General features: G+C 42.1%; 9 protein-coding genes and 1 tRNA gene. 2 read left to right on the forward strand and 8 right to left on the reverse strand.

From position 1 onward, the window contains the following. Positions 1–79 precede the first annotated feature (79 nt). Together D0T50_RS12025 and D0T50_RS12030 are read right to left on the reverse strand one after the other, a co-directional pair. The gene (locus tag D0T50_RS12025; RefSeq protein WP_163223777.1) at positions 80–3,211 is read right to left on the reverse strand and encodes an AraC family transcriptional regulator; all 3,132 of its coding nucleotides are present in this window, start codon (positions 3,209–3,211) and stop codon (positions 80–82) included. A 218-nt stretch (positions 3,212–3,429) separates the two neighbouring features. Next, entirely contained in the window at positions 3,430–5,892 is a 2,463-nt protein-coding gene (locus D0T50_RS12030; protein WP_163223778.1) for a glycoside hydrolase N-terminal domain-containing protein, read from the reverse strand. Positions 5,893–6,077: 185 nt separating this feature from the next. Here D0T50_RS12030 and D0T50_RS12035 point away from each other — a divergent pair, with 185 nt between their 5' ends. Next, a complete protein-coding gene (locus tag D0T50_RS12035) occupies positions 6,078–7,571 on the forward strand; it encodes a rhamnogalacturonan acetylesterase (RefSeq protein ID WP_163223779.1) in 1,494 nt (497 codons plus the stop codon). Positions 7,572–7,597: 26 nt separating this feature from the next. Here the strand turns inward: D0T50_RS12035 and D0T50_RS12040 are convergent, their stop codons facing one another. Genes D0T50_RS12040 through rsfS form a run of 3 tightly spaced genes read right to left on the reverse strand, consistent with a single transcriptional unit; the run spans position 7,598 to position 10,787 of the window. Further along, the gene (locus tag D0T50_RS12040; protein WP_163223780.1) at positions 7,598–8,431 is read right to left on the reverse strand and encodes a phosphatidate cytidylyltransferase; all 834 of its coding nucleotides are present in this window, start codon (positions 8,429–8,431) and stop codon (positions 7,598–7,600) included. Positions 8,432–8,443: 12 nt separating this feature from the next. Beyond that, entirely contained in the window at positions 8,444–10,426 is a 1,983-nt protein-coding gene (gene ftsH / locus D0T50_RS12045; protein WP_163223781.1) for an ATP-dependent zinc metalloprotease FtsH, read from the reverse strand. Position 10,427: 1 nt separating this feature from the next. Beyond that, the gene (gene rsfS, locus D0T50_RS12050; RefSeq protein WP_163223782.1) at positions 10,428–10,787 is read right to left on the reverse strand and encodes a ribosome silencing factor; all 360 of its coding nucleotides are present in this window, start codon (positions 10,785–10,787) and stop codon (positions 10,428–10,430) included. Positions 10,788–11,012: 225 nt separating this feature from the next. Here rsfS and D0T50_RS12055 point away from each other — a divergent pair. Continuing rightward, a tRNA-Gln gene (locus D0T50_RS12055) sits at positions 11,013–11,083 on the forward strand. Between the two features lie 66 nt (positions 11,084–11,149). Here D0T50_RS12055 and D0T50_RS12060 read toward each other — a convergent pair. The 3 genes from D0T50_RS12060 to rsmA form a co-directional block, all read right to left on the reverse strand. Next, positions 11,150–13,138 (reverse strand): DUF349 domain-containing protein, encoded by a 1,989-nt coding sequence (locus tag D0T50_RS12060; protein ID WP_163223783.1) that lies wholly within the window; start codon positions 13,136–13,138, stop codon positions 11,150–11,152. 113 nt (positions 13,139–13,251) lie between these two features. Beyond that, positions 13,252–14,592: a magnesium transporter gene (gene mgtE, locus D0T50_RS12065; protein WP_163223842.1), complete on the reverse strand. Its 1,341-nt coding sequence runs from the start codon at positions 14,590–14,592 to the stop codon at positions 13,252–13,254. Then, a complete protein-coding gene (gene rsmA / locus D0T50_RS12070; protein WP_163223784.1) occupies positions 14,592–15,377 on the reverse strand; it encodes a 16S rRNA (adenine(1518)-N(6)/adenine(1519)-N(6))-dimethyltransferase RsmA in 786 nt (261 codons plus the stop codon). Before rsmA ends, mgtE begins: the two co-directional genes overlap by 1 nt. Between the last annotated feature and the right edge of the window lie 3 nt (positions 15,378–15,380).

Consider the following 15,380-nt stretch of genomic DNA (forward strand, 5'->3'; position numbering starts at 1 on the left):
CAGAAAAATCCGCCATAGGCGCACCGACCATGCGCCTATGGACAACGGAGCTTCAGCCATAAGCCGACGGGTCATGAAACTATGGCTGACTTTCCATCTGGTTTAAAGAGGACTTCTTCCTGCACTGACTGGGCGTTTCATTGTATTTAGCCTTAAATAGTCTTGTAAAATAAACAGGGTCGCTGAATCCTGTTCGATATGCGATTTCTGCAATAGTACTATTAGTCTTCTCAATATACATTTTAGCTTTCTTCATCCGGAAGTCCGAAACAAATTCAATGGGCGACATTTGAACCAATGCCTTTAACCGGTTGTAAAAAGTAGTCCGTCCCAATCCCGAAGAAGCTACCATATCCTCTATCCGCAAATCCGGATTGGTATAATTGTTCTCGAGCCACTCCAGCAAAGCGGAAATAAACTTATAATCATCGTCATCGCGAAATGCAATTTCGGAAGGACCTATTTTAAGTACTCTCAATTGATTGAGCATTCTTCGGCGACGGCGATATTGGAACCCCCAAAAACCGACGCATAGCAGAATTAGTAAACAAATATAAAGAACGTAAGCCTTTTGTGACTCCCAGGAGTAAAGAGGAACTTCAATCTGAAGGCTCTTCAATTCGTATACATCCGGCCGCTCGGGTAGAAAGGCTTTTATTTTAAACAAATAGTTTCCTGCAGGTACATTGACATAAGTTGCTTTTCTATCTAAATCTCCATCTTTCCAACTTTCATCAACACCTTCTAACATATACTGATAATGAATGCGGTGCTGAAGCGGATAATTTAATGACGCAAACCGTATACTAAAAACAGCATGTCTGTTTGGCAGGGTTACAAAACCAGATTCGGGTATATACTCTTCGAAACTGGCATTCAAACGGGGAGAAGTGTTTTCTTCGTTTATCTGAAAGTCGGTGATTTGCAGCTTAAATCCGCTATTACCCGTGCCAGATAGTTTCTGCTTATCAATGAGATAATAACCATTGATAGTGCCAAAGACTATGTTGCCATTGCTGGTAACGGCAGCAGCGCTCTCGGAGAACATTGTGTTGTCAACACCTTCTAACACAGAGAGTTTCGAGAATATACCTGTTGTTGGATTAAAGGAACAAATATTGTTTTCGGTAGTAAACCAAAGATTAGCGTCACGGTCTTCGGTTATACTCCTTATTTCATTCGAGGGCAAACGATCTTTTACCATATAGGAGATGAAATTGGCTTTTCCAGACGAAGATTTTCCAACATATTTGTTTAGCCCTCCACCAATAGTACCAAACCAAAGATTACCGTTACTGTCTTTATATCCACACAAAATATCGTTGCCGGAAAGTGATGTCGTTGAATTTTCTTCTTTTCGATAAACGGTGCTGCATATATCTTTCTTTGCTTCATCATAGCTGATAGACATGAGTCCTTCTGTGGTGCCTGCCCAAATTTGCCCTTCTTTATCCTCAAGTAGTGTCCTAACTTTATGAAGTGACGACATGGTTTTATATTCCTTGAAATAGTTATTGGCAGATAAAAAACTTATTTTCCCGTTTTTTTGCTCAACCAGATTGACTCCTCCGCCATACGTGGCAACCCATATACGTCCTTTTGAATCTACCAGAATATTGAAAATAGCATTCGCGCTAATGCTAAAGGAGTCGGTTGGGTTGTGTATATAATGTTCAAATCGCAACTCATCTTGTTTGTTCTTCGACATCTTAAATAAGCCATTACCTCTTGTTCCTAACCACAAATCACCATTATAATCTTGTGTGATTGCATACACCCGACCAATATTATTGCCTTTCTCGTCGTGTGTAATACGGTGTGTTACATTCATTTGCTTATCAAAGCCATAGATTACTCCCGATTTAGTACTCATCCACAACACACTGTCTTTGTCAAGAAATAGCGCCCTAATTTCATTATCCAACATTGAAGAAGCACTTTTTTTTAGCAACACCCGTTCTGTTTTTTTGTTGATAATAGACAATTTGTCCACCCCGCGTGTGTAAGTAGAGATCCAGACCATGTCTGGTGATGAGATCTCGGCTACTGATACTACATTCGACAAACTATTGGGGATGTCCGGGTTATTATGGAAATAGTCTATTTTATTCGTTTCCCTATTATAATATCCAAAACCTCCTTTGTTCATGCGTACCCAGATAGTTCCCGAATGTTCGTCAATGGTTCCTGCCGGATTGTATTCTTCCGGAATAGAAACTTTCTGTTTAAAGGTAGTGTATTTACTAGATTGAGGATTGTACATTCCAACTCCCGGCTGATTGGTATACATCCAAATTAACCCTTCACTATCTGTATACAGATAGTTTACATTCAGTAATTCGGGGATAATTTGCTTTATTCTTCCTGAATGAACATTATAACGAAATAAGCCTGACTGTTGCGTACCAATATAAAGTGCGGATTCTTTATCGTTGGAAGTGATGGATAAAATCTTTTCGCCCGCCTTTATAGTGTTTTGAATTAATAACCGATTGGTATAGTCGTATTTTATGAGGTTGCCATTGGCAGTTCCCCAATAAATACAGCTGTCTAGCTGGGTTGTAACTAATGCTTCTTCATTTTCTTCATGCTGTTTTATAGCTAATATATCAGATTTCATCACCCGGGCACCTCCTGATGTGGCAGCCCAGATAGTTGAAAAAGAATCTTCGTACAATTGATTTATTTTTATATCTGCAAGAGGATGAAAGCGAACCGCCATGCGGTTGGATAATGAGTCTGTTTCTATCTCTAAAGCACCCGTGTCTTGTATAATAGCCCAAACAGTGCCATCTGAAGCAAATAGAGGTCCTTCTATACGTGCATTTATACTGTTTGGAAAAGAACCGATCAAACTTTCAAACTTATCTGTTTTGCGGTTTAAACGGAAAAACTTTCCATCATACATCATCATCCATATATTACCGGATTTATCTTCATGAATACGGGAAATCCGGTTATGAAGGTATGGGATATTGCTGTCAGCTCCGGTTTTATAGTTTACAAAGTCGAATCCATCAAAACGGCTTAGCCCCTCCCATGTGGAAAACCACATGTACCCGCGGCTGTCTAATAAAATATCTGAAATAGCATTGCTTGGCAAACCATCTTTTCTCGAGTAATGCTCAACCTTAATTTCGGGCTGTGCAAATGGCTTTTCTATAAGAATAAAAAAAAACAGGAATAAAATTATTGTAATACGACCTCTCATAGTATACAAGGCAATCTATAACTCACCTAGATACAAAACTAAGAAAAATATCATATAAGCTCTTTCAAAAGTCAGGGAAAAATAGAATTATCGTTAACCCCATAAAAAATGAAGTGAGAAGAGATACGTTTCGGACTTCATTTTGAAGCAAAACAAAGCCCAAACGTATTCATTTGTAAGTTCATTTTTTTTATGGGGTTAAGTGCAAAATGTTCTAGCTATTGTACCGCTACCTCAATCACTTCACCCGGTTGCGTAGCTATATCATACATATAGTAGGGCAATAACTCAACACCTTTTAGTGGAGCGCGTTCGCTAATCATCGGTCGCAATACCTCTTGGTAGTTAAAGAAAGCATTATTGTTTTCTTCTTTAGCTTCTTTTACACTAGCCAATTGTGTGTGCGTGCGTAGCCTCAAGTTTCCACCGATGGTGGATTTAATTTGTGCCGATACCAACTTGCCGTTTGCCCATTTCATCTCCTCAATCTCGAAACCTCCGCGAGTTCTTAACCCTTTGATGCTTCCGTTTTTCCATTCGCTTGGCAGGGCGGGTAACAGATGCACCGCGCCGTCATGACTTTGCATTAACATCTCTGCGATGCCTGCTGTGCAACCGAAGTTTCCGTCAATCTGGAAAGGTGGATGTGCATCGAACAGATTGGGGTATGTTCCACCACCTTGTCCTTTCTGTATTTCGGGGCTTACGTATGTGAGCTGATTTTTAATTAACATATAAGCGTGGTCACCATCGAGCATTCGTGCCCAGAAGCAAACTTTCCAACCCATAGACCAGCCGGTAGAAGGGTCACCACGCTGTATCAATGTATTGCGGGCACCTTCAAAAAGAATCGGAGTACGATAAGGTGATATTTGATATCCGGGGTATAGGCCCCACAGGTGTGAGATGTGACGATGGTGGTCATTAGGGGTATCCCAATCAATAAACCATTCTTGCAGTTGCCCGTATTGTCCTACTTGCATGGGAGGTAGTCGGCGTCGCATGGTGGTTAGTGTATCGCTGAAAGCAGCATCAAGGTTTAATAGCTGAGCAGCTTTGGTAGTGTTCGAAAAGAGGTCGGTTACCAATTGGTTATCCATGGTAATACCAGCAAATAAATTTGCTTTTCCTTTCCATTGGCGTGGTGCATTCTCGGGCGAATTGGAGGGGGTTACCACCAAATAGCCGGTATTGGGATCTTCTACGAGGAAGTCTACAAAAAACTCCGAAGCGCTTTTCATAATAGGGTATGCCTTTGCCAGAAATGCTACGTCGCCCGAGTAAAGATAATGTTCCCATAGGTGTTGGCAGAGCCAGGCATTAGAGGTAGGCCACACGCCACAATACGCATAGTCTACTGCACCTGCCATGCGCCAAAGGTCACTGTTGTGATGCATCACCCAACCACGACATCCATACATCTCGCTTGCTGCAGCCCGTCCGCTTTCCGCCATTTCTTCTACCATCTTAAGAAAAGGTTCGTGTGTCTCGACTAAGTTGGTCAATTCTGCCGGCCAGTAGTTCATTTCGGCGTTGATGTTGGTCGTATAGTTCCCATTCCAGGGTGGGTTAGTGCGTGCGTTCCATATTCCTTGCAAGTTGGCAGGCTGTCCGCCCGGTTGTGAGCAGGAGATTAACAAATAACGACCAAACTGAAAGTAAAGTGCCACCAGATGCGGGTCGTACGAAGTAGCAAACTCTTTAATACGTACATCCATTGGCTTTTGCAGTTGTGGAGTTTCGCCAAGGTTCAACTCAACTCGGTCGTATAGTTTTTTATAAGCGGCTATGTGTGCTGCTTTGGCTTTCACATAGTTTTTGGAAGCGTTCTTTAAATATTCGTTGTTGCGCTTGTATGGGTTGGCGGAGATTTCTTTGTAGTTTACAAAATTGGTTGCCATCGATATGTACAGTGTTAGCGTATTGGCGTTTCTTACTTGTAGTAGAGTGTCGCTGGCAGCCGTAATTTGTCCGCCACTGTTGCTCACTTGTAAATCGGCGCAGTAGTGTACCTTGCCCGGAAAGAATTTAGAGTCGTGCGACATTCCTTCCAAGCGTAGTTTATTGCGTGCGCTACTGCTTCGCTTGGGGTCGCGCATAGGAGTGTTGAACGATAAATCGCAACTAATGGCATTGGAAGACGAAGCGGTTATTCGTACTACAACCAACTGATCGGTTAGTGAAGCAAAAGCCTCTTGTTGATATTCCACACCGTTTACTTTATAACGTGTAGTAGAGATGGCATTGTCTATATCCAAATCGCGATAATAATCGCTATATCCCTCGTGTTGTGGAAAGTGAATGTTGAGGCTTCCCACAGTTTGATAGGGCATTTCATTCCCTACCTGGGACATCATTTTTTTTCCTGCCAACTCTTGTGCTTCGGCATAATAACCTTCGAAAATCAACCGTCTTAATTCTGGTAGCGCGGCATAGGTGTCTTTATTATGGTTTTGATATGGAGATCCTGCCCACACGGTCTCTTCATTGAGTTGAATACGCTCATTAACAGGGTTCCCAAATACCATTCCACCAATACGTCCATTACCAATAGGCAATGCTTCTTCCCAGTATTCTGCCGGGGCGTCATACCATATTTTATAAGGTGTGCGTTGGGCTCCGGCTGTTACCCAACTTGTTAAAATCACCAACGTGATAACTAATTTACCGATTGCTTTCATTTACTTAATAGTGTTTTATGTTAATGGTTAATATGATTCCCAGTCGAATAATGGTAAAACTACCCCTTTTGCCTAGAATATTGTTTCACTTTTTAACCGAATACGTACACTATTTATCCACCCTATTGTTAGTTATATAAGAAAGGTTTATTTTTGTTGGAAGCATAAACATAAATACAAATAACATGAAGAAATTACTATTTACATTCGTGGCATTTTTTATTTTATCTGGTTGCCATGCACAAGTTTTGAGGGTTCATACCATTGGAGATTCCACTATGGCAGATTATATGGAGAATACAACTCGCACCCGTGGATGGGGCGAAATGCTACAAGAGTTCTTTTCGCCTGAGGTGCAAGTCATGAACTATGCCCGTGGTGGACGAAGCTCCCGCTCGTTTCATCATGAAGGGCGTTGGGATATGGTAAAAGAAAATCTTAAACCGGGTGATTATGTGTTCATTCAATTCGCTCACAACGACGAGCATGCTGGTGGAAAGGATGGCGCCGACTTTCGAGGAACCGAGCCATGGACTACTTATAAACGTTTTATCGAATTGTATGTGGACGAAACTCGTCAATTAGGTGGATATCCGATACTTATTACCCCTATCATTCGTCGTTATTTCGATGCGGATGGAAAAATATCACCTAAAGGCTGCCATGATATAGGCATCGCTCCTGATGACTCTACTCTTAATTACGTACGTGTAATGAAGCATATAGCACGCGAGAAGAAGGTAGCAATGGTAGATATTACTGCACTTACTAAGGCTTACGTAGAAGAACTGGGTGCGGAAAATACAATTAAACAGATCTATGTGCCCACCGATGGTACACATACTCAGGCCACTGGTGCCGCAATTTATGCCAAACTTGTAGCTGATGACTTGAAGCGACAAGGTATCCTTGCCAAGTATATTCTTGACCCTGCTATTGTACTAAATCCTACCTCGCTGAATTTTCAGACGGTATATGTAAATGATGATGCTACCATCTGTTTTGATCTTACTGCCTTAAAACTATCGCCCGAAAACGGGATCCTTCGCCTCCAAGCACCTGTGGGTATGTTTCTTTCGGATAGTCCAAAAGGTGAACATAAAACAGTTCTGGAGTTGCCTTATAGCAATGGTAAACTTTGGAACCAATGTTGCTACCTACATTTTACACCGGTCAAAGATGAAGTTGTAGATACTGCTATTCGCATAAGTTATGGAGATCAGATACGTTTGCTCCCTATACAGGCGATTTGTAAAACCATCTCTCAGAAGAAGGATGTGGAACTTACAAAAAATCGCGTAGCGATGCGCGGCTTAGTAAAAATCGATGGTGGTATCACACTGGAAACGGGCACGTGGGTAGCCGAAATTGATGAAGACGGAAATCGCTACGTAGAGTTGGTTGTGACAAACCACGAGAAGACGTTGGTTGTACAAGAACTTTCACTGACTCTTGTTGGCAAAGTGAGTTATCGCATTGCTTATGCATTTGGAAAGGATTTTTATCCTCGTACAGATATTGGCGAAGGAACACAAAGCGGCAATTTGGTGTTTCCGATAAATACAACACTTAACCCAGGAAAACAACTGCATATTCGTTTCTTCCCATGGAGCACTTCGGGAGGGGATGTTGTGTTTGAGTTGAAGAATTGCTCAATAAAAGGAATGGAAATAGAATAGCAGCTTGGGTTGATATTTACACAGATTTACAGCGACACGCAGAACAGATAAACTACCGCTGCGGGGATAGCAAGCATTGAACTATCAAAGCGGTCGAGTATACCACCATGACCGGGTAGGAGGGTGCCCGAATCTTTTACGCCAAGCTGACGTTTGAGCATGGATTCCACCAAGTCGCCCCATGTGCCGAATATCACCACCACTAATGCCAGTCCTATCCACTGCCAAAGCATTAGGAACGAAAAATAGTGCGCTAAGACAAACGAAGCTCCAACGGCTACTAAAGCACCACCGAAGAAACCTTCCCATGACTTCTTAGGCGAGATGCGCTCAAATAACCGGTGTTTGCCAAGTAGTGAACCGAAACAGTAAGCACCGGTATCACTTAACCACAGAAAGATAAAGACGGATAGTGGCAGGATGTTATTGAACTCAACCACTTCTGTTGCGGGGTTGTAGTGAAACGCTAATATATTGACCAATGCAAAAGGTAGTGCCACGTAGAGTTGAGCCAGCATGGAGTATGCCCAATTATTGAGCGGATGCGACTTTTTGAGGTATAGTTCACTGATAAGAAGGTAGAGCAATATGAAGATGTAGGGAATAAACACCTCGGAGCCTATCAGGTTACGGCAGAAAGTGTGGATAGCTAGAAACAATACAACAGCACCACTGGCATTGATAAACTTATTGATACTTACAGTTTCGGAATTTACTAATGAACCAAATTCCCATACAGCCAATGCGCTGATTGTTGCAAAAAGGACAACGAACGATAAAGGGTGGGATATCATTCCGCCTATCAATATGATGACAAACAAAACACCCGTTATCGCTCGCTGTATAAAGTTATTTTTCAAGGTGCGATTGTATTAGTTTTCTTCTGCTTTTATAGCAGCAGCTTTCGCTTCTGCCTCTTTTTGTTGTTTTTCGTTCTCCATAATCTCTTCCGAACGCGAAGCCCACGGACGTTTACCGAATATCTTCTCTACATCTTCGGCAAAGATTACTTCCTTTTCAATGAGCAGCTCAGTGAGCGTATTGTGCTGTTCTTTGTGTTTTAACAAAATATCCTTTGCACGGGCATATTGTTCGTTGACGATACGATTTACTTCTTCGTCAATAAGTTCAGCTGTTTTCTCACTATAAGGCTTGTTGAAAGAATATTCGTCGTTATTGTAGTAGCATAAGTTTGGCAGTTTTTCGCTCATACCGAGGTAGGCTGTCATGCCAAATGCTTGCTTTGTAACACGTTCCAAATCGTTCATGGCACCGGTGGAAATACGTCCAAGAAAGAGGTCTTCGGCAGCTCTACCACCTAATGTAGCACACATTTCGTCCAACATTTGTTCACGGGTAGTTATCTGTCGCTCTTCAGGAAGATACCATGCTGCACCAAGAGCGCGACCGCGGGGAACAATGGTTACCTTAATAAGTGGATTGGCATGTTCGAGTAGCCATGAAAGTCCTGCATGTCCTGCTTCGTGCGCAGCTATAGCGCGTCTTTCGGCCTCGGTGGTTATTTTGGTCTTCTTTTCTAGTCCTCCGATGATACGGTCTACCGCATCAAGAAAGTCTTGTTTACCAACAAACTTTTTGCCATGACGGGCAGCGATAAGTGCAGCCTCGTTGCATACATTGGCTATGTCGGCTCCCGAAAAACCAGGTGTTTGGCGTGCTAATAGGTCTACATCCACACTATCATCTATTTTAATGGGACGCAAATGCACACCGAATACTTCTTTACGCTCGTTAAGATCGGGCAGATCTACATGTATCTGCCTGTCAAAGCGACCGGCACGCAGCAAAGCTTTATCAAGAACATCTACACGATTTGTTGCTGCTAGGATGATGACACCACTATTAGAACCAAACCCATCCATTTCGGTCAATAATTGGTTGAGTGTATTTTCGCGTTCATCGTTTCCACCCATGCTTGGATTCTTACCTCGGGCGCGACCCACTGCGTCAATTTCGTCAATAAACACGATACAAGGAGCTTTTTCTTTAGCTTGCTTAAAGAGGTCACGTACACGAGAAGCTCCTACACCTACAAACATTTCTACAAAGTCTGACCCTGCCAACGAGAAAAATGGTACGTTTGCTTCACCTGCCACAGCTTTCGCCAGCAATGTCTTACCGGTTCCTGGAGGACCTACAAGTAATGCGCCTTTAGGTATTTTGCCTCCCAAATCAGTATATTTGTGTGGTTCTTTCAAGAACTCAACAATTTCTTCTACTTCTTGTTTTGCTTCTGCCAGCCCAGCCACATCCTTAAAGGTGATTTTAATAGAAGTCCCGCCCTTTTCAAAAAGTTGTGCTCTCGATTTTCCTACATTGAATACGCCACCGCCTGCACCGCCTCCGGCACTCATACGGCGGAAGAAGAAAATCCATAAGCCGATGATGAGTAGGAATGGGAGTGATTGCCAGAAGATAAGCATAAAGAGTTCTTTCTTCTTGTCGTACTTTACATTACCATCGAAGTGACCTTCTTGTCGTTCCTTTTCCAAGAAATTTGCCAAACTCTCGCGCGAGGGTGCCTCGGTTAGTACCAAGGGGTTTTTCCCAACTTTAGAAACCTCTTCCTTGAATACTTCTTTCACATGCTGCGGTTTGATAGATGCCTCTACTGAGCTATCATCGTAGCCAGTTACCTTGCTTACATATCCTTTTTGAACGAAACCTTGAAATTCGTCATACGACACTTCTTTATTACTGGAGCTACCTTCGTTAGTAAGTAGTAAGCCTACCAACATAACCGCGATAATCATATACATCCAATTCAGGTTGAATTTGGGTATGTTGGTTTTACCGGGTTTCTTTCCGCTATTGTTGTTATTATTATTTTCCATATTAATCAATGTCTGGGATGTTAGTTAATTGGGCATCTGCCCAAAGCGTTTCTAGATTATAGAATGTACGAACTTCGGGCAGGAAGATGTGTACCATTACATCGGCATAATCCATCGCCACCCACTCTGCATTTCGCAACCCCTCAATAGCGATGGGCTTTATGTTTGCACCTTCGCGTGTTGCCTCCCTAATGGAGTCTACGATAGCACCTATCTGGCTTGGTGAACTGCCTTGGCAGATAACGAAGTATTGACAAATGGTATCGCCTATTCGTGTGAGATCTGCTATAACGATGTCTTTTCCTTTTTTATCTTGAATACCTTCGGCTATTTTCGTTAGTAACAATTGACTTTCGTTCATCTATATTCTTGATGTTTTACTGTTTTTATTTCTAATAACAAGACTCCTTTTCTCTTTGTTCCTGAAAATTAAGGAATCAACTGGCAAATATACATTGAATTTGTTGCATCTTGTTATGGAGTTACCGAAAACTCTTCTTTTTTTGCTTTTTTTAGATAGATTATTTAACGCAATTTAAGATAGGTGTAATTTTCAATAGTTGTATATTTGCGGCAGATTTCAGTTTGGGCTATGGTGTAATGGTAACACTTCAGATTCTGGTCCTGACTTTCCAGGTTCGAATCCTGGTAGCCCAACAAAAATAAGCCCGGTTTGTGTAACACAAGCCGGGCTTATTTTTTTAGATATATAGGGATGCTGCTTTACGCTTCTTTTTCTTCCCGCATAGATTCATCAATTACTTTAATCTTCTGCGCAACCAGTTCTATCTCTCCCTTTAACTTATCTACCTTGCGGCTTATTTCAGTTAGAAGGTTGTTGCCTTTTTTAGATGAAGCAGTAAGGAAACCAATGTTATTTTCATAAGTTTGCAACTCACTTTTCAAGTTCTCGTATTGACGTACCAACTTTTCGCGCTCTTTGTATACGCTTTGTTGCCCTTTGCTCGCACTGATGTTTTCTTTGAAGTTGCTCAGTTTGCGTTTTGAATGGTTAAGATTGAGCATGGCGAATATCTTATCTACCGCAGCACGATAGCGCTTATAGATTTTATCCTTATCTCTGAACGGCACATGCCCGATAGTATTCCATTCGTTCATTAGTTCGCGTACCAATTCATCGGCTTCAGCACTATCCATGGTTTCATCTATCGCTTCGAGCTGTTCGATGATAGAACGTTTCTTTTTTAAGTTCTCCACCTCTCCGCTACGTTGCGAAGAAGTTGCTTTGTTCTTTTGGTCAAAGAAATAGTCGCAAGCAGCAATGAAACGTTCCCAAATAGCTTTAGATTGTTTGCGAGGCGTTAAACCAATCTCCCTCCATTCTTTTTGTATTTGGATAAATTTGTCGGATGCCACTTTCCAGTCTGTGCTATCCTTCAAAGCTTCTGCTTGTTCGCACAAAGCTTTTTTCTTCTCCAAATTCTCGCTCATGCTACCTTTAATCGTTTGGAAGAATTCGCCTTTTTTCTTGAAGAATTCATCACAGGCACCGCGGAAGCGTTCAAAAACTTTTAGGTTTATTTTCATTGGTGCAAAGCCTATCGTTTTCCATTTGGCTTGCAATGCAATTACTTCTTTGGTCTTGGCTTCCCAGTCGTTAATGGTTTTCAACTCTGTATAATCTATGGCTTCTACTATTTCGCAAATAACCGTCTTTTGATCAAGGTTGAGTTGTTCTGTCTCTTTGATGCCTTCGAAGTGATCTTGGTGGCGTTTGTTCACCACTGCTGATGCTTCTTTGAAACGATTCCACACTTCATCACGAAGGTCTTTGGCTACAGGGCCTGTTTCGCGATATTCTTGGTGTAGTTTCTGCAACTGATAGAACGCTGAAATTGGGTCGGCTACCTCTGCTAGTTTTTCGGCAGATTCGCACAAGCGGTTCTTTATTTCTAAGTTCTTCTTGAAGTCGTAATCTCTAAACTCGTTGTTCAGTTTCAATATATCGTAGAACTTCTCTACATAGAGTTGATAATTCTTCCACAATTCGTTTATCTTCCCTTGTGGAACGAGTTTTATCTCTTTCCATTGCTGTTGCAACTTCTTAAACTCGTTATATGATTTACTGGTATCTTCGGGTGACTCTACCAATGTTCTCAGTTGTTCAATGATGCGTTGTTTGATAAGCAAATTTTCTTCTTTCTGCTTTTCAAGTTGGGCTGCAAGTTGATTTCTCTTTTCTTTGATGCCTCCTAAAACTTGCTTGAATTCTTGTTCCAGTTCATCTACCGGAGGGAAAAAGTCTACTTCTTCGCCACCACCTTCCAAGAAAGCTTTCTTTGCAGCTTCAAACTGGGAATTATGTATTTTGTAGAAAGATTGTTTTAGTGTGTCGATAGCATGTTTGGTTACGTTTTCAGCATCTTCTGCCAATGTTTTTAGTTCTGCCAAAATGCTTTCTTTGGTTGGCTTAACCGGCTCTTTTACCTCTTTCTCTTCGGGTTGTACCTCTTCAATAGCTTTTGCCTCTTCAGCTTGCGTTTCTTCAACGATTGCGGATTTGACAGGCTCTTCGATCTGAGGTAGTTCGGCTGTTACGGGTGCTGCTGTTGTTTCAACAGAAGCCTGTTCTGTTGATTCTGTTGTTGGAATTACTTCTTGTTCAGGAATCGGAGCAGCTTCTGCCACCACTTTATTTTCTTCTAATTCTCCTTGTCCGATAGAATTATTAGTGTCATGGGAGTTCATCATTCATTCTTATTTAGGTGGTTAGGGAAACTCTACAACCACAATTTCTCACAAATTAATGAAATAAAAGTTTCACTTCATAGAATTTGCACGTATTTTTTTCTTTTTTCTTCGCTTTATGACAATAAAACAGTAATTCCCATATAAAGCATCATGCCGATGATATCGTTTGTGATAGCGATAAACGGGCCAGTGGCGATGGCGGGATCTATTTTGAATCGCTCTAATGTCATAGGAACAAATGTACCGAAAAGAGAAGCAAACATCACTACAGCAAACAGGCTGATGGAGACTGAATAAGTTACCGTAGCTGCCGCACCGTAGCGAACGAAATTATAGATATAGACCAGCAATGAAATAATAGTTGCATTGATAAGTGCCACTACGAGTTCCTTGCCTACTTGTTTGTACATATCTTTAGAGGCGATAGAGTTATTTGCCAATCCTTGCACCACAATTGCCGATGACTGCGTTCCTACATTTCCTCCGGTTCCTCCTATAAGCGGAATATAGAGTGCCATTTCGGGGTGAGCAGCAAAGGTGGTGTCAAAATTCCCAAGTATCATGGAGTTGCCTATTCCGCCAATCATTCCTATTAATAACCAAGGCAAACGCGCGGAGGTTTGCCGAAGTACACTATCGTCCGATTCTACATCTTTAGAAAGACCCGACGCTAATTGATAATCGCGTTCCGATTGCTCGCGCGCTTCTTCCATAACGTCGTCGAAGGTGATTTGACCAACCAGTCTTCCGATGCTATCGACAACAGGAATTGCAGCAATGTCGTACTTCTCAAAGTCTTGTACCACATCTTCGATGGGGGTGTCTACTCGTACTGAGATAGGGTCGCTCTCCATGACATGTTTTACCTTAGAAACAGAGGGCGAGGTTATCATCTTCTTTAGCGGGAAGATACCACGCAGGCGCTCATCATCGTCGATAACATATACGTAATATATCTCGTCCAATTCTTCGCCTTGCTGCCTCATCTCTTTCAAACATTCGGGCATACTCCAGTTTTCATTTACGACCACCATTTCCGTACCCATGTGTCCACCCGCAGTGTTTTCGTCGTACTTCAAGAGGTCTACGATATCGCCTGCTTGCTCAATGTCTTCAATGTGAGAAAGGATTTCCTCCTGCTTGTCTTCGTCGAAGTCGCGGATAAGTTCCACAGCATCGTCGGTGTCCATGTAATCGAGGAATCGCTTGGCTATAGTTTCGGAAGGTAGCAGGTCAAGAAACTCTTTCCGCTTGTCTTCGTCCATCTCCACCAGTGCGTCGGCAGCTGTTTCATTATCCAATTGCAGATAGATGAAACGCGCTTCGTCAAGACTTAGCTCATCAATTAATTCGGCTATATCGGCAGGGTGCAGTCCATGAAGCAAATTTTTGGTTTGCTCGGCATCCTTTTGCTCAATGAGCTGTTTTATTTTATCGATGAATACATCTTCCATCATCGGCTAAGCTCCTTTTCTACTTTATTGGTTAGCTCTACAAACTCCTGCACGGAGAGTTGTTCGGGGCGTTTGTTAAATATCTCTTCTTGCGTCAGCGCACAATCCTTTCCTAATATGGACTTAATAGAGTTGCGCAAGGTTTTACGACGCTGGTTAAAGGTTGCCTTTACCACTTGCTTAAACAGTTTTTCGTCGCACGCCAATGTTTGTGTATCATTCCGTGTCATACGAATAATGGCACTTTTTACTTTTGGGGGTGGGTCGAATACATGTTCGTCTACGGTAAATAGGTATTCTACATCGTAAAATGCTTGTATCAGCACGCTAATAATTCCATATGCTTTCTTGCCCGGCTTGGATGCGATACGTTCGGCAACCTCTTTTTGAATCATACCGGTGCAACAAGGTATAAAGTCTTTGTAGTCCAGCATTCTGAAGAATATCTGGCTGGATATATTATAAGGATAGTTACCGGTAAGTACAAACTGTTCTCCTTTGAATAGACGGTCGAGATGCATCTTGAGGAAATCATCCTCCACAATATCCTCTTCTAATGTTGGGAAATGTTGGCGCAGATAAGCAACCGACTCAAAGTCCAGCTCCACCACCTTCAACGGGCGTTCTTTCTTCAGAAGAAACTGAGTGAGCACACCCGTGCCCGGCCCTACCTCCAGTATGGGTAGTTGCGGACAGGCATCCACCGTATCGGCAATATTACTGGCTACCTGCATATCTTTTAGGAAGTGTTGTCCTAAAAACTTCTTGGGTTTTACTGTTCTCATTTC

It is taken from the genome of Bacteroides sp. 214 (assembly GCF_010501015.1).
In the GTDB taxonomy this organism is placed as follows: domain Bacteria; phylum Bacteroidota; class Bacteroidia; order Bacteroidales; family Bacteroidaceae; genus Bacteroides.